The sequence below is a fragment of the Sinorhizobium chiapasense genome, assembly GCF_045277575.1.
Lineage (GTDB): Bacteria > Pseudomonadota > Alphaproteobacteria > Rhizobiales > Rhizobiaceae > Ensifer > Ensifer chiapasense_A.
Genome location: NZ_CP144205.1, coordinates 14,437 through 34,879, shown reverse-complemented (window position 1 = coordinate 34,879; position 20,443 = coordinate 14,437). Strand labels below are relative to the sequence as shown.

The following is a 20,443-nucleotide window of genomic DNA, read 5'->3' as shown; positions in this document are numbered from 1 at the left end:
TTTCAATCGCCGCGCCGGCAAAGGCGCGCGGCGCTGTATAGCCTTTTTACCGGCACCTGCACAGGAAAAAGGCGCGCACCGCTTCAGCCCATTTCAACGGTTGGCGGGATGCGGGCGGAAAACCGCACACACCTTTCCTCATCCCGCCTTGGCGGCGCTCAGTTCCTTCTTCAGCGCGTAGAGCGCGTCGAGTGCTTCACGCGGCGTCATGTCGTCCGGGTTCAGCGCCTTCAGCGCTTCCTCGACCTTGGACGGACCTGCGGCCTTCACCTCTTCGCGGCGGATCGCCACCTGGAAGAGCGGCAGATCGTCGATCAACTGGCTCGCCGGATTCTTGCGGTCGGCATCCTCGAGCTTGGCGAGCACGTCCTTGGCGCGCGCCACGACCGAGGCCGGCAGGCCGGCAAGGCGGGCGACCTGAATACCGTAGGAGCGGTCGGCAGCGCCGGGCCCCACCTCGTGCAGGAAGATCACGTCGCCGTGCCATTCCTTCACACGCATGGTCGCATTTGAAAGCCGTCCGAGCTTTTCCGAAAGCACGGTCAGCTCATGGAAGTGGGTGGCGAACAGGCCGCGGCAGCGGTTCGCCTCGTGCAGGTGCTCGACCGCCGCCCAGGCGATCGACAGGCCGTCGAAGGTGGCGGTGCCGCGGCCGATCTCGTCGAGGATCACCAGCGAGCGATCGGTCGCCTGGTTGAGGATTGCCGCCGTTTCGACCATCTCGACCATGAAGGTCGAGCGACCGCGCGCCAGATCGTCGGACGCGCCGACGCGGGAGAACAGCCGGTCGACGATGCCGATATGGGCACTCGCCGCCGGAACGAAAGTCCCCATCTGCGCCATGATCGCGATCAGCGCGTTCTGTCGCAGGAAGGTCGATTTACCACCCATGTTGGGACCGGTGAGCAGCCAGATCGCGCCGCCCTCCTCGCCATCCGGCGGCGAGAGGTCGCAGCCATTGGCGACGAAGGCATTGGCCGCCTGGCGCTTCAGCGCCTGCTCGACCACCGGATGGCGGCCGCCGTCGATCGCGAACATGCGCGAGCGGTCGACGGTCGGGCGGGCATAGGCCTGCTCCTCGGCAAGCACGGCGAGGCCGACCGAGACATCGATCGTCGCAAGCGCCAAGGCCGCCGCCTTGAGCGTCTCGGCAGCGGCGACGACCTCGGCCGTCATCTGGTCGAAGGCCTCGATCTCGATCGACAGTGCCCGGTCGGCGGCGTTGGCGATCTTGCTTTCGAGCTCGGCCAGCTCCGTCGTGGTGAAGCGCATGGCGTTCGCCATGGTCTGACGGTGGATGAAACGGGCGCGGCCGGCATCCGTGTCGGTCATCGAGCCGGCATTGCCGGCGGTTACCTCGATGAAATAACCGAGCACGTTGTTGTGCTTGATCTTCAGCGATTTGATGCCGGTCTCTTCGCAATATTGCAGCTGCAGGCCGGCGATCACCCGGCGCGACTGGTCGCGCAGCGCCCGCACTTCGTCGAGCTCGGCATTGGCGCCTTCGCGCAGGAAACCGCCGTCACGTTTCAGGAGCGGAAGTTCCTCGCCAAGCATGGCATCGAGCAGGCCGAGCAGGCCGGCCGGCAGCGCGTCGATCGCGGCCCGTGCATCCCTCAGCTCATCCGACAGCGTGCCTGCCGCCATCAAGCGTGAAATCGACGCGGAGGCATGCAAGCCGGCCCGAATGGCGCCGAGGTCTCGCGGGCCGCCGCGGCCGAGCGCCAGCCGCGACAGGGCGCGCGGCATATCCGGCGCCCGCCGGAGCGCGTCGCGCAGGTCGCCTGCGAAGGAAGGCTGGTCGGCAAGGATCTCGATCGAGTCGAGGCGCTGGTTGATGCGATCCGGATCGGTCAGCGGCGACATCAGCCGCTCGGCGAGAAGCCGCGCGCCGCCGCTTGTCATCGTCCTGTCGAGCGCCTTCAAAAGCGTACCTTCGCGCGCACCCGACAGGGTCTTGACGAGTTCGAGATTGGCGCGGGTCGCCGGATCGATGAACAGCGTCGAGGCAGCGCTTTCGCGCTCGGGGATGCCGAGCGCCGGACGCTCGGCAAGTTGGGTCTTCTCGACATAGGAGATCGCCGCCGAGGCGGCCGCCAGTTCCGCACGCGAGAACGTGCCGAAGCCATCGAGCGTCTTCACACCGAAATAGCGGGCGATACGCCCTTCGGCCGTGGCGCTGTCGAACAGCACGGCCGGCTGCGGCACAGCCACGCGGCCGAGAACGTCGAAGACGGGGCGCAATTCCGGATCGTGAAACACCGTATCGGCGAGAATGAGTTCGCGCGGCTCGATGCGCAGGATATCGGCAAGCAGCCTGCTTTCACCCGTTTCGGCCAGGCGGAAGATGCCGGTGGAGATATCGATCCAGGCCAGCGCATAAGCGGGTTCCGACCCGCTTTTGATCCGCGCCAGCGCCATCAGGTAGTTGGTCTCCGATGGCGACAGAAGCTTTTCTTCGGTGATGGTGCCGGGTGTCACCAGGCGCACGACGTCGCGGCGCACCACCGACTTGCTGCCGCGCTTCTTGGCTTCCGCCGGATCTTCCACCTGTTCGCAGACGGCGACCCGGAAGCCGAGCCCGATCAGTTTCTGCAGGTAGTCGTCGGCGGCATGCACCGGCACGCCGCACATCGGAATCTCCTGGCCCATGTGCTGGCCGCGCTTGGTCAGCGTGATGCCGAGCGCCCGCGACGCCTCGACCGCGTCCTGGAAGAACAGCTCGTAGAAGTCGCCCATGCGGTAGAACAGAAGCGAATCCGGGTTGTTCGCCTTGATCTCGATGAACTGTTCCATCATCGGCGTCGCCGAGGAGCGGCTCTCCTCGGTCGCCAGATCGGCTGCGGACAACACCTCGCCGGCGCGGTTCGATTGGTCTGTCACGAAATTCATGATTGTTCCGAAAAAAGAGATGGCACACTATCCCCAAGCAATTATAGACGACAACCATAAAGAGGCGCGTCGCAAGGCTCGCCCACAGGAGGATGGAGTAAACATGCCGGCTACCGACAAGACCGATCGCGCCGTGACGACCGTCACCGCGCAGGAAGCGCTCGACTTTCACTCGCAGGGCCGTCCCGGAAAGCTGGAGATTTCCCCCACCAAGGCCATGGCCACCCAGCGCGACCTGTCGCTCGCCTATTCGCCTGGTGTCGCCGTTCCGGTGAAGGCCATCGCCGAGGACCCCTCCACCGCCTATGACTATACGACGCGCGGCAACATGGTGGCCGTGATCTCGAACGGCACCGCCATTCTCGGCCTCGGCAACCTCGGGGCGCTCGCCTCCAAGCCGGTCATGGAAGGCAAGTCGGTGCTGTTCAAGCGCTTCGCCGACGTCGATTCCATCGACCTCGAGGTCGATACCGAGAATGTCGACGAATTCATCAACTGCGTGCGCTTCCTCGGCCCCTCCTTCGGCGGCATCAACCTCGAAGACATCAAGGCGCCCGACTGTTTCATCATCGAGCAGAAGCTGCGCGAGGTCATGGACATTCCGGTGTTCCACGACGACCAGCATGGCACCGCGATCATCGCCGCCGCCGGCCTCATCAATGCGCTGGCACTGACGGGTCGCGACTTCAAGACCACCAAGCTCGTCTGCAACGGCGCCGGTGCTGCCGCCATCGCCTGTATCGAGCTCATCAAGTCGATGGGCTTCAACTCGGAAAATGTCATCCTCTGCGACACCAAGGGCGTCATCTTCGAGGGCCGCACCGAGGGCATGAACCAGTGGAAGTCGGCGCATGCGGTCAAGACCGACCGCCGCACGCTCGCCGAAGCGCTCGATGGCGCCGATGTGGTCTTCGGCCTTTCGGCCAAGGGTGCGCTGTCGGAAGACATGGTCCGCTCGATGGCGCCACGACCGATCATCTTCGCCATGGCCAATCCGGATCCGGAAATCACGCCGGAAGAGGTCGCCCGCATCCGTGACGACGCGATCGTCGCCACCGGCCGCTCGGATTATCCGAACCAGGTCAACAACGTGCTCGGCTTCCCCTACATCTTCCGCGGCGCGCTCGACGTGCGCGCGACGACGATCAACGACGAGATGAAGATCGCCGCCGCGCAAGCGCTGGCGAGCCTTGCCAAGGAAGACGTGCCTGACGATGTCGCCGCCGCCTATCAGGGCAACCGGCCACGCTTTGGCGCGCAATACATCATTCCGGTTCCCTTCGACCCGCGCCTGATCTCGGCGATCCCGATGGCGGTCGCGAAGGCGGCAATGGAAAGCGGCGTCGCCCGCAAGCCGATCACCGATCTCGAAGCCTATGGCCGCCAGCTCTCCGCCCGGCGCGACCCGATCGCCTCGACGCTGCAGCGTATCTACGAACGCGTCCGGCGCCAGCCGAAGCGCATCGTCTTTGCCGAAGGCGAAGAGGTGCAGGTCATGCGCTCGGCAATCGCCTATGCCAACCAGCAGCTCGGCACCGCCATCCTGCTCGGCCGCGAGGAACGCATGCGCGAGACGGCGGAGCGCGAGGGCATCGATCTCGACCGCCCGGGCATCCAGATCGTCAATGCACGGCTTTCCAAGCGCGTCGGCGCCTATACGGACTATCTCTATGCCCGTCTGCAGCGGAAAGGCTTCCTTTTCCGCGACGCCCAGCGCCTGATCAACAACGACCGCAACCACTTCGCCGCCTGCATGGTGGCGCTCGGCGATGCCGACGGCATGGTCACGGGTGTTACCCGCAACTATTCGACGGCGCTCGAGGACGTGCGCCGTTGCATCGATCCGAAGCCCGGCCACCGCGTCATCGGCGTCTCGATCGCGCTTTGCCGCGGCCGTACCGTGCTCGTCGCTGACACGGCAGTGCACGACATGCCCTCGTCGGAAGAGCTTGCCGATATCGCCGAGGAAGCCGCCGGCCTCGCCAAGCGCCTCGGCTATGTGCCGCGCGTGGCGATGCTTGCCTACTCCACCTTCGGCCATCCCAAGGGCGAGCGCTCCGAGCGGGTGCGCGAAGCGGTCAACATCCTCGACAAGCGCCGCGTCGACTTCGAGTATGACGGGGAAATGGCGGCGGACGTCGCGCTTAACGCCCGCGTCATGGAGCAATATCCGTTCTGCCGCCTCTCGGGCACGGCCAACGTGCTCGTCATGCCGGCGTTCCACTCGGCATCGATCTCGACCAAGATGCTGCAGGAACTCGGCGGCTCAACCGTGATCGGTCCGCTGCTCGTCGGCTTCGACAAGTCGATCCAGATTGTTTCGATGTCGGCCAAGGATTCCGACATCGTCAACATGGCCGCCATTGCCGCCTACAACGCCGGCATGTGACACCGACGAATGTACTATTTTGGCGCAGGCCTGGCACTCGAAGTGGCCAAGTCTGCCGAAATAGTAACAAATCGGCACAACTTGTAAAAAGATGAGCTCGCACCTCCTGGAGAGAAGAGGCGAGCTCAAGTTCAGGCAACCATACTACGTTTCAGGTAATGAAAGACGGAGGATTTTGGTCTCTTTGCCGACCGATCTCCGGAAATGATCGGCCATTCCTCCGTTATTTTCTCTATTCTCTCGTCATGAAATTAGAGAAGAACTTGACAATACAAGTCTCTCTTTCAGGCTCGAAAGTCAAACTCGTCATTAATATTTGGTTAATCCCGTCAGGCGCCCGTCAGGAGACGGACGTCGCGAACCGCCCGGCATCGGCGCCGTAATAGTTGAGATAGCGGCCGGAAATATTGCTGATCGGCAGCACGATCAAAACATCCGTCGTATGGAAGGCATGATCGACCACCGCGCCGTCGCCAACCATTGCGCCAAGGCGCATGTAGCCCTTGATCAACGGCGGCAGGGCGGCGAGAGCCTTTTTCGCATTGATCGCCTCGGCCGGCATCAGGTCCATGGTCCGATGCAGTTCCGGACGTGCGGTCACGGCCCATTCGTCACGGGCGCGGATGTTGTGATGCAGGAAGGAGAGCGCCAGCGCGTGCTCGGCCGGCACGACACCGGGGAAGGAACCGCAGCCGAACATGGCGTCCATGCCGTATTTAAGGGCATAGGCCCAGTTTCCCTGCCAAAGCAGCTCCACCGTCCGCTTGGTGCGGTAGTCCGGCAATACGCAGGAGCGGCCGAGCTCCATGAAGCGCTTGGTCGGGTGGCGCGCGAGAAGCTGATCGATCGCAAATTCGGAAGCCGAATAGAAGCCGCCAGCCCGCTCGGCCACATCCTGACGCAGCAAGCGATAGGTGCCGACGATCTGATCCTCGGTATCGCCCTCGATCGAGGTGTCGAGAACCAGGAGGTGATCGCAGATCGCGTCCCAGCTGTCGACGTCGCGCTTGCGGCGGTCGGCTTCGGCGCCAACCTGCGCCTTCATCTCTTCGACGAAAACCTTGTAGCGGACGGCCTGGGCAGCATCGATCTCCGATGCCGTGCGCGCCAGGCGCGTCTCGAGATTGGCGATCCGGCCAAGAACGTCGGTCGTCGGGACGGCAGCCTTCTTGCCGATGCAAGCCTGAGAAGTGTCTACCACGTTCGCCGAATCCAGTAGCTCGATGGCCATCCGCGTCATCCCGAATCAATTCCGTCTGCCGGGCTTAGACCACGTTTCTGCAACAACATAGTGACATGAAGGCGGCGCACAACCCCCGCTCCCGGATGGATACCGTTACCACTGCCGAAGTTACCGTTTGCGCAGCAGACGGTCGATCTCCGAAGTCAGCAGTTGCGGATCGGCGGGCTTCGACAGCACGGCGTCCGCACCGGCGCCCATCAGCTTGTCGCGCGTATCGGCGCGCACATCAGACGTCAGGATGATGACGGGCAAGCGTGGCGCCGAACGCGCGGTCTCGTCGGCGCGCAGGTGCTGCAGCAGCGAAAACCCGTCGCCACCCGGCATATTGAGATCGGTCACCAGCAGTTCGGGAAGCGGCCGTTCGCCGGGCGCATGCAGCGCCTCGGCGACGGCGCCGAAGTCGCTGACGACGCGGACCGAATGCCCCGACCGTTGGAGCACGGTGCGAACGATCAGCGCGTTGACCGGATCGTCTTCGGCCAGCAGGATTCCATTCGCCCTGTTACGGACGGGAGTGGTCGCCGGCTCCTCCCGCAGGACGGGCCGGTTGTCATTGATAGCGTCGCGCTTCTCGATGCCCTTCAGGCGACCGAGCAGCACCTCGACCAGGGATTTTTCGCGCAGCGGCCGGATCAGCCAGGCCTCGTAGCCATCCATCTGGTTGACGGGATGGCTGTTGCGCTCCTCCGGGTTGATCAGATAGGTGCGGCGAACGTCCAACCGCGCGATGGCCGGCTGCAGCGAAAGCAACTGCTTGTATTGCAGGGCGTGGCGGTGGTCGACGATCACGTCGGTCAGGGCCGCGCCGCCGGCGAGCACGTCCGCAAGGACATGCTGGGCCGCGGCAAGCGTGGTGGCACGGTGGCACCGCCCGCCGAGTGTGGCGATCGTCGCGGCCAGCGCCGCCGAGGCCGGACCATCCGGCGCCATGACCAGGACATGGGAGCCGGCAAGGCACGACCGGCGCTCCGGCGCCACCGGCTCGATCTCGGCAAAGGGCAGGCGAATTTCAAAGCGACTGCCGCGCCCTGGCGCGCTTGCGGCCGTGAGGCTGCCACCGCAGGCCTGCATGATCCGTCGGGAGATGGCGAGGCCGAGCCCGGTCCCCTTCGCCCGCTGCTCGTCGTTGCCGGCCTGCTCGAACTCCTCGAAGATGCGCTTCAGGTCCTCCGGCGACATGCCCGGGCCGGTGTCGTCGATGCGGATCCGCACACAGTCATCGACCGTATCGGCGCTGACAAAGACGCCGCCGACCTCGGTGAATTTGACCGCATTGCCGATCACATTGAAAAGCACCTGGCGCAGACGCGCTGCGTCGAAGGCCATCTCGGCGGGCACATCGACGGCAACCGTGGCGCCGATCTCGATGCCTTTCTCATGCGCGCGATTGGAAAGCATCTCCACCACGCTCTCGACGACGCCGCGCGGATCCTGCCGGGTCGGGCGAAACTGGAAGCGGCCGGCCGAAAGCGACGAGAAATCGATCAGATCCTCGACGAGCTGGACCAGCGCATGGCCGGATTGCTGCATGCCGGCGAGGTAGTTCTTCTGCTCGCTCGACAGCCGGGTCTGGCCGAGCAGATGGCTCATGCCGAGAATGCCGGAAAGCGGCGTGCGGATCTCATGGCTGACGGTGGCAAGCAGCCTCGATTTCGCCTGGCTCGCCTCCTCCGCCCGCCGGCGTGCCGCTTCGCGTTCGCGCGCCGCCCTGGCCTCCTCGGTGACGTCTCGGGCAATGCTGTGGCGCATGAGCTTGCCGCTGGCCGGATCGCGGGCGATCACGTCGTGCCAGTCGTAAAGACGCACGCCATCCGATACCGCAATCCGCACCAGATAGTGATTGGGCGCGATCTTCGGCTCGAAGCTCAGGCCAAGCGTCGCACAATCGAGGCCGCGGACATCGGAGCGACCGCAGACCTGATGGAAGACTGCGTTGGCATGAACGATCTTTCCGTCCATGCCGCGCATGATCGCGAGGTCACCCAGTGCATCGTGAATGGTCGAGAGCAACGCGGACGTTTCGGAGCGGTGCCAATCACCATCCCTGTCCGCTTCGTCGCGTGCCTGCCTGCCATCGAAGGACCGTATGGCTTCGACGACAAGCAGGAGCACGCCGACCGAGCCTGCCGCCGCAATCGCCGCGGAGAACAGGTAGAAGCCGGCACTCATGCCGATGACGAGAATGAGGCCGGAAGCGACCAGGCCGAGCAAGGCCAGCGAGGCCTGACTGACTGCATGGCGCTTGCCGCCGACGGGCGCTTCCTGCCCGGGGACCGGAGGCGGCACCTCGACAGGGAACGGAGCCACCGGCGGCGCTTCTCCTGTCCGGTCCCCTCTCCGGAAACCGGATTCGATCCGCTCCAGCAATCGTGACGGTTCGCTCATGCGATCCGGCTAACACGACAAGCGTTCCGAATGGCTTCAATGCACCGGTAAAATCTTAACGATCGGCCTTTTTCGCGTGCAACAGCTCGTCAAGGATGATTGCGCCGGCACCAATGGTGATGAAAGTATCGGCCAGGTTGAAGACGGCGAAGGACCACGTCTCCGTATAAAAGAGGATATAGTCGATCACATAGCCGAAGATCAGCCGGTCGACGAGGTTTCCGAGCGCACCGGCGATGATCAGCGCGTAGCCGAAATGCGCGAAGAACCGGTCCTTCGGCGTGCGCTTCCACAGCCAGAGCACGAAGGCGACGACGGCAAGCCGCATGCCGACGATGAACCAGCCTTCCATGCCCGACAGCATCGAGAAGGCAACGCCGTAATTATAGGTGCGGTAGAGCGCCAGCATCGGCACGACGTGGACCGCCTGGTTGAAGGGCAGATAGAGCTCGACCAGATACTTGATCACCTGGTCGGTGATGAGTGCGAGAAGGATGAAGACCGCGATCGGCAGCGGCCGGGAAAACAGCACCTGCTTCTCGCTCATGCGCGCGCGTCCAATGTCAGCAGATGACGGCGTGCCTCGAACAGCATGATGCCGGTGGCGATCGCGAGGTTCAGCGAATCGGCGCGCCCGGCCTGCGGGATGCGTGCAAGCGCACCGGCCTCACGGGCAAGCTCTTCCGGCAGACCCGCCTGTTCGTTGCCCATCAGGATCACCACGGGCTTCGACTTGTAATCGATGGTGCGGTAGTCGACGGCACCGGCAAGATGGGTTGCCACCACCTTCGCACCGGCGGATTTCTGCCAGCGGATGAAATCCTCGGCGCTCGCGCGTGCCACCGGCATCGCGAAGACCGAGCCCATGGTGGCACGTACGGTTTCGAGCGAAAACGGATCGGTGGTCTCGCCGACGAGAATGATGCCGGAGGCGCCCGCGGCATCGGCGGTGCGGATGATGGTGCCGAGGTTGCCGGGGTCGCGGACCCGGTCGAGTGCCACATAGGTTTCGCCCAGCTGCGGCTTCAGATCCTTCAGCGACTGATAGCGCTGCTCGAAGATGCCGACGACCATCTGCGGGTTGTCGCGCCGGGTGATCGTCGACAGCACCTTCTCGCTGACTTCGAGCACCAGGCCGCCCTTGGCGAAGGTCTTCGCCGCCACCTGTTCGACATGCGGCTTGCCCTTGGCAGCCTTGCCATAGATCAGCGTCTTGATCTTCCAGCCGAGATCGAGCGCATCGATCACCAGCTTCAGGCCCTCGGCCATGAAGGACCGCGTCTCGTCGCGGTGCTTCTTCTGTGCCAGCGCGCGGATGTCCTTGATGATCGGGTTGGTGAGGCTCGTGACCTCCTTCACCTGACCCACACGACCGGCGCCGTGTTCGCTTCTGTCGTTCGTCATTGCGGTACCCAGCGGCTGAAGAGAGAGGTCGAAAGCGCCCTGCCCGGCTCGCGGCCGTCAAGTCCGCCCTCGCGGATGATGAGCTCGCCCGATTCCACCCGGCCGCCGCGGCCGCGCATCGTCTCGCGCATCAGTTCATGGATCGAGTAGAAGCTCGCCCGGATCGAATAGGCGGTCAGCACCAGGCCGCGCGCTTCCGGCGAGAGGATCTCGCGGCAGATGTCGAGCATTGCGGCCAGGTGATCGAAGAGCTGCCAGACTTCGCCATTCGGACCCCGGCCAAACTTCGGCGGATCGGTCAGGATGATGTCATAGCGGCTGCCGCGACGCTCCTCCCGCTGGATGAACTTCATCGCGTCGTCGCAGATCCAGCGGATCGGCAGCTTTTCGGCGCGCGCCAGTTGCTGGTTCTCGCGTGCCCAGCCGATCGCCTTCTTCGAAGCGTCGACATGGGTGACCTCGGCGCCGGCCTTGGCGGCGATCAGCGAGGCGACCCCGGTGTAGCCGAAGAGGTTCAGAACCTTGAGCGGCCGCCCCGCAGCTTCCACCTGGTCCCTGACCCAGCTCCAGTGCGCCAATTGTTCCGGAAAGACTCCGACATGGCGGAACGAGGTAAAGCGGCCGTGGAAATCGGTTCCGAGAAGCTGCATCGGCCAGGTTTCGCCGAGCACGGCACCCGGAAAGCGCCAGCGGCCCATACCGTCCTCGTCGGTGTCGCCGGTGAAAATCGCGTCGGCCTTCTCCCATATGTGATCGGGCAGGCTTCGCGGCCAGAGCGCCTGCGCCTCCGGGCGCACGATGCGATAGGGGCCGTATTGCTCGAGCTTCTCGCCGGCGCCGCTGTCGATCAGACGGTAACCCGAAGCGCCTGCTGTCTCCAGGATGAGCGGCACGCGCTCGGCCGGCTTATCGCCGGTTCGCCGGGCGATCACCCGCGCCGGTGCTTCCTGCGCAGGAGGCTGCCTGACGGGCTTGTCGCGCATCTCCGTGCCCGGCGTTGTGGCTGGCCGCGGCGGCCGTTCCTTGAAGCCGCCGCCCTTCGGCGGAACCGGACGCTTCTGATCGTGACGGCCGCCGCCACGCGCCTCGGCGCCGCGGCCCTTGGCCGTCGTCACGGAGGCATTCTTCGACCGCCGGTCCTTTTCCTTCACGCTGAAATCCCTGGGCTTGTTAGAACATGTGCCGCCTGCCCTCCGCAACATCGAGCACGGGCGGGCGGGCGTCATGAGGTTTGTCGCCGCAGCCTCGAGCCACGGCATCCATTGAACGTGCAAATAGCATCGCTGATGCACTTGGCAAAGTCGTTTCCGTTTTGCGAAGATCAGCGCGGGAGAACCCGCCGCGAATATCCTTGGGCCGGAACGGGCTCAAGGGACAAAATTCTGGCAGCAGGCCTAATGTGTTACAGCGACCTTGGCGCGCCGATGCCGACGCGCGGTGTTGCAAATGGGGAGGAAAGCGCATGGACATGACCGGCGAAGAACGGATTTCGGCTGGGCGCGACGCAGTGTGGCGCGGCCTCAACGATCCGGAAATCCTGAAACGGTGCATTCCCGGCTGTCAGTCGCTGGAGATGACTTCGCCGACCGAACTTGCAGCGGTTGTGAAGATCAAGATCGGCCCCGTCTCGGCTTCCTTCACCGGCAACGTCGTGCTCTCCAATCTCAACCCGCCGGAAGGCTATACGATCACGGGCGAAGGAAAGGGCGGCATCGCCGGTTTCGCCAAGGGCGGCGCCGATGTCACGTTGACGGAGGATGGCGCGGAAACGGTGCTGCGTTACGATGTCAAGGCGGAGGTCGGCGGCAAGCTCGCCCAGCTCGGCTCGCGCCTCATCGATTCGACCGCAAAGAAGTTGGCGCAGCAGTTCTTCACCGACTTCTGCGCGGCTGTTGGCGGCGAGCAGGCGGAAGCGGCGAGCTGAACGACTCGCCACTTCACAGCATCAACACAAACGGTCAATTCTGCGGGGCGGCCAAGGTTGCCTGGGTGGCGAGCTTTTCGGCCTGGCTGCGATGCTTCTCCGCTTCGCGGTGCCATTTCACCGCCTCGTTCGCCTCGGTGCGTGCGCGGCGGCGATACTTGCCTTGACTGAACCAGGTCGCTGCCGCGCCGAGGATCACGCCGACGATGACGGCGAGAAACAGGAAGACGAAGAAGGGTGCGCTGACCGACAGCACGCTGTCTTCCGGGCGGAAAGGGTTCAGCGCCAGCGTCACGCTCTGGCGGTTGGCGACACTGAGAACGATCAGGATCACGCCAACCGGAATGAGAACAACGATATTGATCAGTTTCTTGAACATTCAATCGCTCCAGCTTGCGGGCAGCCGCACGGTTTCCGGTGGCCATATGGGACAACGGGCGTCAATTGCGCCGGACCGCTGAGACCGAGAAAGACGATCAGTCTTCGTCGTCGCCATTCATGCCGGGATTGAGGCGCTCGCGCAATTCCTTGCCGGTCTTGAAGAACGGCACCCACTTTTCCTCGACGAAAACGGAATCGCCGGTGCGCGGATTGCGCCCGGAGCGCGACGGACGGTTTTTGACGGAGAAAGCACCGAAGCCGCGCAGTTCCACCCGATTGCCTGCCGCGAGCGCGTCTGTGATCTCATCGAGAACCGCATTGACGATGTTTTCGACATCGCGGTGATAGAGATGCGGATTGCGAGCTGCAACAATCTGCACCAGTTCTGACTTGATCACTGTCGCCCCCTCAAATTCTTGTTTGTTTTGCTTTTTCGGTCTGCATTGTGATTGCCGTGAGTATATGGCCGACGCTTACAAAAACGCCAGCATCTCCTGACGGCTCAGGCTGGGTATATGTCGCCTTCCTCATTGGCCATCAACCTGCCAAACCGAAACAAGACCGTCAAGAAACAACTTGTCGCCCGCAATTTTTTCGAGGCCGATCATTGCCGGAAAAGCGTCATATCCCAACATCTTGATCCAATTCGCGGTCATCGCGCCGAGGCCAAAAGGCAGGGTCTTGCGCGGTGCTTCCCAATCGACGATCGGCAGGTCCTTCGATACCTTTTTGTCCGTGAGGAAGGCGCGGATTTCGTCCTCGCCACCGAGCCTGTCGACGAGCTTCGCCTTCAGCGCCTGGCGCCCGGTGAAAATGCGGCCGTCGGCAAGCAGCAGCGCCTCGGGACGCGGCAGCTTGCGGCGCTCGGCAACCAGGTCGACGAACCAGGCATAGCTGTCGTCGATCATTCCCTGGATCATCGACTTGGCCTCGTCGCTTGCCGGATGGAATGGCGACGGCTCCGCCTTCAGTGGCCGCGACTTGATCGATTCCAGCGATACGCCGAGCTTGTCCATCAGGTCCTTGATCTGCGGATACTGGAAGATGACGCCGATGGAGCCGGTGATCGAGCTTTCGCCGGCGACGATCGTGTCGCCCGCGAGCGCGATCATGTAACCCGCCGAAGCGGCGAGCGTTCGGACGTTGGAGACCACGGGCTTCTTGGCGGCAACCTTGCGGATCGCCTTGTAAAGAACCTCGCCGCCGTAGGTGGTGCCGCCCGGGGACGAAATGGTCACGACCAGCGCCTTGACGCTGTCGTTATCGGCAATCCTCTGGAGCCGCTCGAGGAGCTCCCGGTCGTCCTGGATCAGGCCGCTGATGCTGACACGCGCCACGTGCTGGCGAGTGCGGCTGACGTCGTCCGCAGCGCCGGACCAGACGAAGATGACGAGCGCCGCCAAGAGGAGCAGGCCTGCCACCACCCATCGCCAGAAACTCAATTTCCGACGCAGGCTGCGGCGATCGGCGATGGCGAGTTCGTCCATGTGGGTTTCTCCCGAATTGTTGGCGCAGCTTCTGTCAGTTTCCGCGGGAACGTGCTATCTGCGCGCGCAGAGGCATATTCCATAAACGCGCTTGGCCACGGTTGAAAGCCGCGGCTGGCGTTTTCGTGCTTCACTCGAGTTTTTTTGCAGCGCCATTGTGCAGCAGCAAAAAATATCCATATTTGCGACGACTTACACCAGTGTATGTATATGACCCTTCGTGGGTCAGCGATAAAAGCAGTAGAACCGACAGGCCCATTCATGTTGAACCACGCGCCAGCCCCGGGCATTTTTGCCGATACGGGCGAGAGCTCCGCCGACGCCTATGCGCTCGCCGCGAGGCACTCCGTGCGCGTTCGGCGGCTGAAGGTCATCCTGCCCGCGGCCGCCGGCATCATTGCCGTGATCTTTGCCGCCGTTTCCTTTGTCAGGGCCTTCATGCCCGTTGATCTGCAACTCGAAACGGCAACGATCGAGGACGGCAAGATCGTCATGCAGAATCCGGCCATCTCCGGCCGAAACAAGCAGGGCATCAGCTATTCGATGAAGGCCCAGCGGGCGCTCCAGGATATCGCCAATCCGGATATCATCACCCTTCAGACGATCCATGCGGAAATGCCGATGAAGGATTCGTTGGTCGCGACGGTGGACGCCACCAACGGCATCTATGACCGTGGCGCCAATACGCTCGACATGAACGCCCCGTTCACCATTTCCGTCAATAATGGCATGAACGCCGACTTCCAGTCGGCCTATCTGGACATCAATGCCGGCGAAATGGAAACGAAGCGGCCCGTTGCGATCAGCATGAAGGGCGGTTCGATCATTGCGCAGACGCTGCGAATGACGGATAAGGGACGTATTGTAATATTTGAGGGCATGGTGAGGGTGAACGTTGAGCCCACCGCCATCCGCAAGAACGCGAAATAGGATCCGGTGCACTCCATGTCGGCCACAACCGCCTCTTTTTTCAGGATTTCCGCCAGACTGGCGATTGCCGGCGTCGGCGCTTTGATCCTTGCCTCCGGCGCTTCGGCGCAGGCCACATCCAGCAAGATGAAGGGCCTTGAACTCTCCAACGACAAGCCGATCCAGATCGAGAGCGACAAGCTCGAGATCAAGGATCCGGAGAGCAAGGCGATCTTTACCGGCAACGTCAAGGTCGTGCAGGGCACGACGACGCTTCAGGCCGGCAACATGGTGGTCTTCTACAAGTCCGGCGGCGGCTCGGTTTCGAGCGGCGACGCCGACATCGACCGCATCGAGGTCAGCGAAAAAGTCTTCCTGAGCTCGGGCACGCAGCAGGCGACAGCAGACACCGGTTCCTTCGACATGACGAAGCAGGTCTTCGTGCTCAAGGGCGAGAAGGTCGTTCTGTCGGAAGGCAAGAACGTCTTCGTCGGCTGCCAGCTCAATGTCCAGATGGAAACCGGAGAGGCTCAACTCGAAGCCTGTGGCGGCCGCGTGCAGATCCAGCTCGACCCGAAGTCCCGCAAGCAAAAGTGACGTAGACCGCTCGTGCACTTTCCCTTCCTTCACAAGCGCAAACGGGTCCGCAAGCCGTCGGCGGTAGTCGCGGCCGTTTCCGGACACGCGGTCGACAAGGCGCGTTACGACGGCACGCTGATCGCGCGCGGCCTGACGAAGGCCTATCGCGAGCGCCGGGTCGTCAATGGCGTTTCACTGGTGGTGCGCCGCGGCGAGGCCGTGGGCCTGCTTGGACCCAACGGCGCCGGCAAGACCACCTGCTTCTACATGATCACCGGCCTCGTGCCGGTCGACGAAGGCTCGATCGAGATCAACGGCAACGACGTTACGACCATGCCGATGTACCGGCGCGCGCGTCTTGGCGTCGGCTACCTGCCGCAGGAAGCGTCGATCTTTCGCGGGCTGACGGTCGAGGAAAACATCCGCGCCGTGCTCGAGGTCCATGACAAGAACCTGGAGCGGCGCGAGAGCAAGCTCAACGATCTGCTCGGCGAGTTCAACATCACCCACCTGCGCAAGTCGCCGGCGATCGCGCTCTCGGGCGGCGAGCGGCGGCGCCTGGAAATCGCCCGCGCGCTTGCGACCGATCCGACCTTCATGCTGCTGGACGAACCGTTCGCCGGCGTCGATCCGATTTCGGTCGCCGACATCCAGGCGCTCGTCCGTCACCTCACCTCGCGCGGCATCGGCGTGCTCATCACCGACCACAATGTCCGCGAGACGCTCGGCCTCATCGACCGCGCCTACATCATCCATGCCGGCGAAGTGCTGACCCATGGTCGCGCCAACGACATCGTCACCAATCCTGACGTGCGCCGGCTCTATCTGGGCGACAATTTCAGCCTTTGAAGGCGCTTCGCGGGCGATTCCGCCCGCGACCACGCTTGACCAAACCTTCTCGATAAGCAATTTTTGGGCCAATTGATAAGGGCCCGTCCGGTTATCGGAGAAGCATTGCGGCCCCAGGAGATTTTTTGGGAGTTTCGCGTCAGCATGGCACTGTCCGCCAGCCTTCATCTGCGCCAGTCCCAGTCCCTGGTGATGACGCCACAGCTCATGCAGTCGATCCAGCTGCTGCAGATGACGCATCTCGAGCTCAATCAATTCATCGCCCAGGAAGTCGAAAAGAACCCGCTGCTCGAATTTCAGGCAAATGACGATCTGCCGATCACGCCGGAGCGCGGCGAGAACACGGCAGGCGACGAACCTTCGGGTGACGATTTCGGCGCCCAGGCGGACCTTTACGACAATGCGACGTCGCCGAACGGCGAACGGCTCGGCGAACAGCTCGACGCCGATTTCGCCAATGTCTTTCAGGACGATACGGCGCCGCAGCGCGCCGACGCGCCGGAACTGCTCGGCCAGTGGAAGTCGATGCCCGGTGGCGGCGAGGGCGAAGACTACGACCTCGACGATTTCGTTGCCGGCCGCAAGAGCCTGCGCGAGACGCTCACGGAACAATTGCCCTTCGCGCTGCCGGCCCCCTCGGACCGGCTGATCGCACAGCACCTCATCGACCAGCTCGACGAGGCCGGCTATCTCCAGGCGGACCTTGATGAGGTCGCCGAACGGCTGGGCGCCACCCATGCCGACGTCGTGCGGGTATTGCTGACGCTGCAGCAGTTCGATCCGCCCGGCGTCTTCGCGCGCTCGCTCGGCGAATGCCTTGCGATCCAGTTGCGCGCCCGCGACCGCCTCGATCCGGCGATGGAGGCACTGCTCGCCAATCTCGAACTGCTGGCGCGACGCGATTTCGCAACGCTCAAGAAGATCTGCGGCGTCGACGAGGAGGACCTGATCGACATGCTGGCGGAAATCCGCAAGCTCGATCCGAAGCCCGGGACCAGTTTCGAGACCAGCGTCAGCGAGGCGATCGTGCCCGACATCGTCGTACGGGCTGCACCCGACGGCGCCTGGATGGTCGAGCTCAATCCGGACGCTCTGCCCCGGGTGTTGGTCAACCAGGACTATTTCGCTGCCGTCTCACGCGGCACACAGAAGAACAGCGCCGACCAGGCCTTCCTGAACGAGTGCCTGCAGAACGCGAACTGGCTGACCCGCAGCCTCGACCAGCGTGCCCGGACGATCATGAAGGTTGCCACCGAGATCGTTCGCCAGCAGGACGCGTTCCTGGCCAACGGCATCGGCCATTTGAGACCGCTGAACCTCAAGACGGTCGCCGATGCGATCAAGATGCATGAATCGACCGTCAGCCGGGTGACCTCCAACAAATACATGCTGACGCCACGCGGGCTTTTCGAGCTCAAGTATTTCTTCACCGTCTCCATCGGCTCGGCCGAAGGCGGCGACAGCCATTCGGCGGAATCCGTGCGCCACCGGATCCGCACGATGATCCAGGAGGAGAGCGCCGAAGCCGTGCTCTCCGACGACGATATCGTCGACAGCCTCAAGAAGGCCGGCATAGACATTGCCCGCCGCACGGTCGCCAAATACCGGGAGGCGATGAGCATCCCCTCCTCCGTGCAGCGGCGACGGGAAAAGCGGGCGCTGGCCAAGGCCTCCGGTATCTGAGCACCGGAAGTTAAGCCGCATTAACTTTTTTGCGACCTCCAATTGACTCTCCCCGACACAGGCGATATGAGCCCGCCGCAATTGCCGGGGACATGCTCGCCCCGGAAGCGAACCGGTACGACCGGTGGCTGCGACAGAGGCGCGCCCGCAAGTCTGAAAGGCTTGGATGACGGGACCGCTTGGAATAGACTGGCTGCGCAAATCACGAACGAGAGAGGAAACTCCATGAGTGTGCGTGTATCCGGTAAACAGATGGAAATCGGCGATTCGTTCCGTGCCCGCATCGGCGAGCAGATCGAGCAGGCCGTTACCAAATATTTCGACGGAGGATATTCAAGCCAGGTCACTGTGGAAAAATCCGGGTCGCGCTTCAGCGCCGACTGCAAGCTTCATCTCGATACGGGCGTGGTTATGCAGGCGAACGGTCAGGCGAACGACCCCCAGGCTGCCTTTGACGCCGCATCGGATCGCATCGAAAAGCGCCTGCGTCGCTACAAGCGGAAGCTGAAGGACCACCATAACGGCAACGGACAGAACGCTGCCGAGGTAACCTACACAGTGATGGATTCGGTACCCTTCGAGGACGACGAAGTCCCCGAGGATTATGCACCGACGATCGTCGCCGAAAGCACGAAACAGTTGAGGACGATGTCTGTCGCCAGCGCCGTGATGGCACTCGACATGACGGACGAACCCGTCCTGATGTTTCGCAGCCCCGGCAAGGACGATCTGAATATCGTCTACAGACGCAACGATGGAAATATTGGCTGGATTGACGCTGCCAATATCAAAGCATGAGCGGATAGGGGAGCGCCGGCACGCTGGCGCTTCCCACGCCCATAATCAGCGGGCAGGCCGGAAAATGTGACTTTTCTGTGCATGGAACCCGCCACGATAAAGATGGTTAGAGCCATTGCGACGCATTTGTGATGATGTTGTCCGGCTCTAACCGGCGAACGAGGACAAAAGAATGGCATTGGCAGGTCTACTGCATCAAAATGCGATCATCCCGGCCATGAGGGCCAACTCGAAAAAACAGCTCCTCCAGGAATTGGCGGCAAAAGCATCTAAGATCACCGGACTTCCCGAGCGTGAAATCTTCGACGTGATCCTGCAGCGGGAGCGCCTTGGCTCCACCGGCGTCGGCAACGGCATCGCCATCCCGCACGGCAAGCTCAACAATCTTCCCTCGATCATCGGCATCTTCGCGCGACTGGAAACACCTGTCGATTTCGAAGCGCTCGACGACCAGCCCGTTGATCTCGTCTTCCTGCTGCTCGCTCCGGAAGGTGCCGGCGCTGATCACCTCAAGGCCCTGTCGCGCATCGCCCGCGTGCTTCGCGATCAGGACATGGTCGCCAAGATCCGCTCGAGCGATTCCGCCAGCGCGATCTATACGCTGCTCGACGACGACGCGACCTCGCACGCCGCCTGAAGACAGCAACAGCGCGCGTCCGCCGGACGCGCAGTGCCCGCGTCAGTAAAGCTGACGACCGTTCAAATGATCTATGAAAATCCGGAACAAGGCGCCCTGGCTCGAAATTCCGAGCCGGCGATAAATGTTCTTGCGATGGATCCGGACCGTTCCCTCGGCAATGTCCATCACCTTGCCGATCGAAAGGTTGCTGTGCCCCCTGAGGATGAGGCGCACGATGTTGCGCTGCTGCTTCGTTAGCCGGTCTGAACAAAGGCTCTCGAATGCAGCTTCCATCGCGTCGTCGCCTTCCTCTGATGGCGGCGGCGCAAAGGATTGCCCCTGCTGGCGCCAGTTCGAACGGACCGCCTCGCGCACGATCGGCTCATAGACCCGCAGACGCTCGAGTTCGGCCTCGCTGAAAGGCTCGCCGCCGCGGCCGCGCATCAGCGAGTAGGTCGCCTGCAGGCCACCGTCGAGCGGAATGACGAAACCGACTTCCTCCACCAGAACACCCGATTCCATCGACACGCAGGGATGCACTTCGGCGGACGACGAAAAATCGGACTGGAAGAACCGGTCCGGCGCCAGCTCGCGCATGCGCCAGAGACCGGCCGGCTGGCCGGCGCAACAGGCGACATAGAAGGGATCGAGCAGATAGGCGCCGCCGAGATAGGCGGAAAGCGCGCTCGCCGACACTTTCGCCGTATAGCCGTCATGCAGCACGATCGGCCTTGCGTCATAGGGATAGACGGAGAGATCGAAGCTGGTGACCGACCGCAGCATCCGGTCGAGCGCCTGACCGAAATCCCGCGTGCCGATCAGACCGATCATCGCCGATATATCGGCAGACTCTCTTGCCAGCATTCCGGTTTCATCCCCCCGCCCCTCGTATCCCCCATGG

Annotated in this window: 18 protein-coding genes; 8 read left to right on the top strand and 10 right to left on the bottom strand. The window is 63.0% G+C overall.

The annotated features are described in order from the left end of the window. Nucleotides 1-138: 138 nt before the first annotated feature. Nucleotides 139-2,892, bottom strand: a complete 2,754-nt coding sequence (mutS, locus tag QM996_RS00165) for a DNA mismatch repair protein MutS (RefSeq protein ID WP_500268782.1) — start codon at nucleotides 2,890-2,892, stop codon at nucleotides 139-141. Between the two features lie 103 nt (nucleotides 2,893-2,995). Between mutS and QM996_RS00160 the strand changes: the two genes are divergently transcribed. Beyond that, the gene (locus tag QM996_RS00160; protein ID WP_500268781.1) at nucleotides 2,996-5,281 is read left to right on the top strand and encodes an NADP-dependent malic enzyme; all 2,286 of its coding nucleotides are present in this window, start codon (nucleotides 2,996-2,998) and stop codon (nucleotides 5,279-5,281) included. Between the two features lie 340 nt (nucleotides 5,282-5,621). Here QM996_RS00160 and olsB read toward each other — a convergent pair whose 3' ends face one another. From olsB to QM996_RS00135, 5 genes are all read right to left on the bottom strand, one after another. Continuing rightward, on the bottom strand, nucleotides 5,622-6,512 hold the full coding sequence (gene olsB / locus QM996_RS00155; RefSeq protein WP_500268780.1) for a GNAT family N-acetyltransferase: 891 nt from the start codon (nucleotides 6,510-6,512) through the stop codon (nucleotides 5,622-5,624). 120 nt (nucleotides 6,513-6,632) lie between these two features. Next, nucleotides 6,633-8,909, bottom strand: coding sequence for a hybrid sensor histidine kinase/response regulator (locus QM996_RS00150; RefSeq protein WP_500268779.1), 2,277 nt, complete (start codon nucleotides 8,907-8,909; stop codon nucleotides 6,633-6,635). A 55-nt stretch (nucleotides 8,910-8,964) separates the two neighbouring features. After that, nucleotides 8,965-9,456: a signal peptidase II gene (gene lspA / locus QM996_RS00145; RefSeq protein ID WP_500268778.1), complete on the bottom strand. Its 492-nt coding sequence runs from the start codon at nucleotides 9,454-9,456 to the stop codon at nucleotides 8,965-8,967. Beyond that, nucleotides 9,453-10,313, bottom strand: a complete 861-nt coding sequence (locus QM996_RS00140) for a TrmH family RNA methyltransferase (RefSeq protein ID WP_500268777.1) — start codon at nucleotides 10,311-10,313, stop codon at nucleotides 9,453-9,455. Before QM996_RS00140 ends, lspA begins: the two co-directional genes overlap by 4 nt. After that, nucleotides 10,310-11,464 (bottom strand): class I SAM-dependent methyltransferase, encoded by a 1,155-nt coding sequence (locus QM996_RS00135; protein WP_500268776.1) that lies wholly within the window; start codon nucleotides 11,462-11,464, stop codon nucleotides 10,310-10,312. The genes QM996_RS00140 and QM996_RS00135 overlap by 4 nt, the downstream gene beginning before the upstream one ends. Nucleotides 11,465-11,775: 311 nt before the next feature. On the opposite strand from QM996_RS00135, the gene QM996_RS00130 reads away from it, so the two are divergent. Next, nucleotides 11,776-12,237: an SRPBCC family protein gene (locus QM996_RS00130; protein WP_500268775.1), complete on the top strand. Its 462-nt coding sequence runs from the start codon at nucleotides 11,776-11,778 to the stop codon at nucleotides 12,235-12,237. Between the two features lie 34 nt (nucleotides 12,238-12,271). Here QM996_RS00130 and QM996_RS00125 read toward each other — a convergent pair whose 3' ends face one another. The 3 genes from QM996_RS00125 to sppA form a co-directional block, all read right to left on the bottom strand. Next, on the bottom strand, nucleotides 12,272-12,616 hold the full coding sequence (locus QM996_RS00125) for a DUF1049 domain-containing protein (RefSeq protein ID WP_500268774.1): 345 nt from the start codon (nucleotides 12,614-12,616) through the stop codon (nucleotides 12,272-12,274). 97 nt (nucleotides 12,617-12,713) lie between these two features. Then, nucleotides 12,714-13,016, bottom strand: coding sequence for an integration host factor subunit beta (locus tag QM996_RS00120; RefSeq protein WP_025425688.1), 303 nt, complete (start codon nucleotides 13,014-13,016; stop codon nucleotides 12,714-12,716). 129 nt (nucleotides 13,017-13,145) lie between these two features. Beyond that, nucleotides 13,146-14,105, bottom strand: coding sequence for a S49 family peptidase (sppA, locus tag QM996_RS00115; RefSeq protein ID WP_500268773.1), 960 nt, complete (start codon nucleotides 14,103-14,105; stop codon nucleotides 13,146-13,148). Between the two features lie 261 nt (nucleotides 14,106-14,366). Between sppA and lptC the strand changes: the two genes are divergently transcribed. The 6 genes from lptC to ptsN all read left to right on the top strand — a co-directional run bounded on the left by lptC (nucleotide 14,367) and on the right by ptsN (nucleotide 19,560). Further along, a complete protein-coding gene (lptC, locus tag QM996_RS00110; protein WP_500268772.1) occupies nucleotides 14,367-15,035 on the top strand; it encodes an LPS export ABC transporter periplasmic protein LptC in 669 nt (222 codons plus the stop codon). A 15-nt stretch (nucleotides 15,036-15,050) separates the two neighbouring features. After that, nucleotides 15,051-15,611: an LptA/OstA family protein gene (locus QM996_RS00105; RefSeq protein WP_500268771.1), complete on the top strand. Its 561-nt coding sequence runs from the start codon at nucleotides 15,051-15,053 to the stop codon at nucleotides 15,609-15,611. 12 nt (nucleotides 15,612-15,623) lie between these two features. Next, complete coding sequence (gene lptB / locus QM996_RS00100) at nucleotides 15,624-16,442, top strand: LPS export ABC transporter ATP-binding protein (RefSeq protein ID WP_500268770.1); 819 nt, start codon at nucleotides 15,624-15,626, stop codon at nucleotides 16,440-16,442. Nucleotides 16,443-16,586: 144 nt separating this feature from the next. After that, nucleotides 16,587-18,125 (top strand): RNA polymerase factor sigma-54, encoded by a 1,539-nt coding sequence (gene rpoN / locus QM996_RS00095; RefSeq protein WP_500268769.1) that lies wholly within the window; start codon nucleotides 16,587-16,589, stop codon nucleotides 18,123-18,125. Between the two features lie 225 nt (nucleotides 18,126-18,350). Then, complete coding sequence (gene hpf, locus QM996_RS00090) at nucleotides 18,351-18,923, top strand: ribosome hibernation-promoting factor, HPF/YfiA family (RefSeq protein WP_173515334.1); 573 nt, start codon at nucleotides 18,351-18,353, stop codon at nucleotides 18,921-18,923. Nucleotides 18,924-19,095: 172 nt separating this feature from the next. After that, entirely contained in the window at nucleotides 19,096-19,560 is a 465-nt protein-coding gene (gene ptsN, locus QM996_RS00085; protein ID WP_275022465.1) for a PTS IIA-like nitrogen regulatory protein PtsN, read from the top strand. A 42-nt stretch (nucleotides 19,561-19,602) separates the two neighbouring features. Here the strand turns inward: ptsN and QM996_RS00080 are convergent, their stop codons facing one another. Next, the gene (locus tag QM996_RS00080) at nucleotides 19,603-20,406 is read right to left on the bottom strand and encodes a helix-turn-helix transcriptional regulator (protein WP_500268768.1); all 804 of its coding nucleotides are present in this window, start codon (nucleotides 20,404-20,406) and stop codon (nucleotides 19,603-19,605) included. Nucleotides 20,407-20,443: the final 37 nt, after the last annotated feature.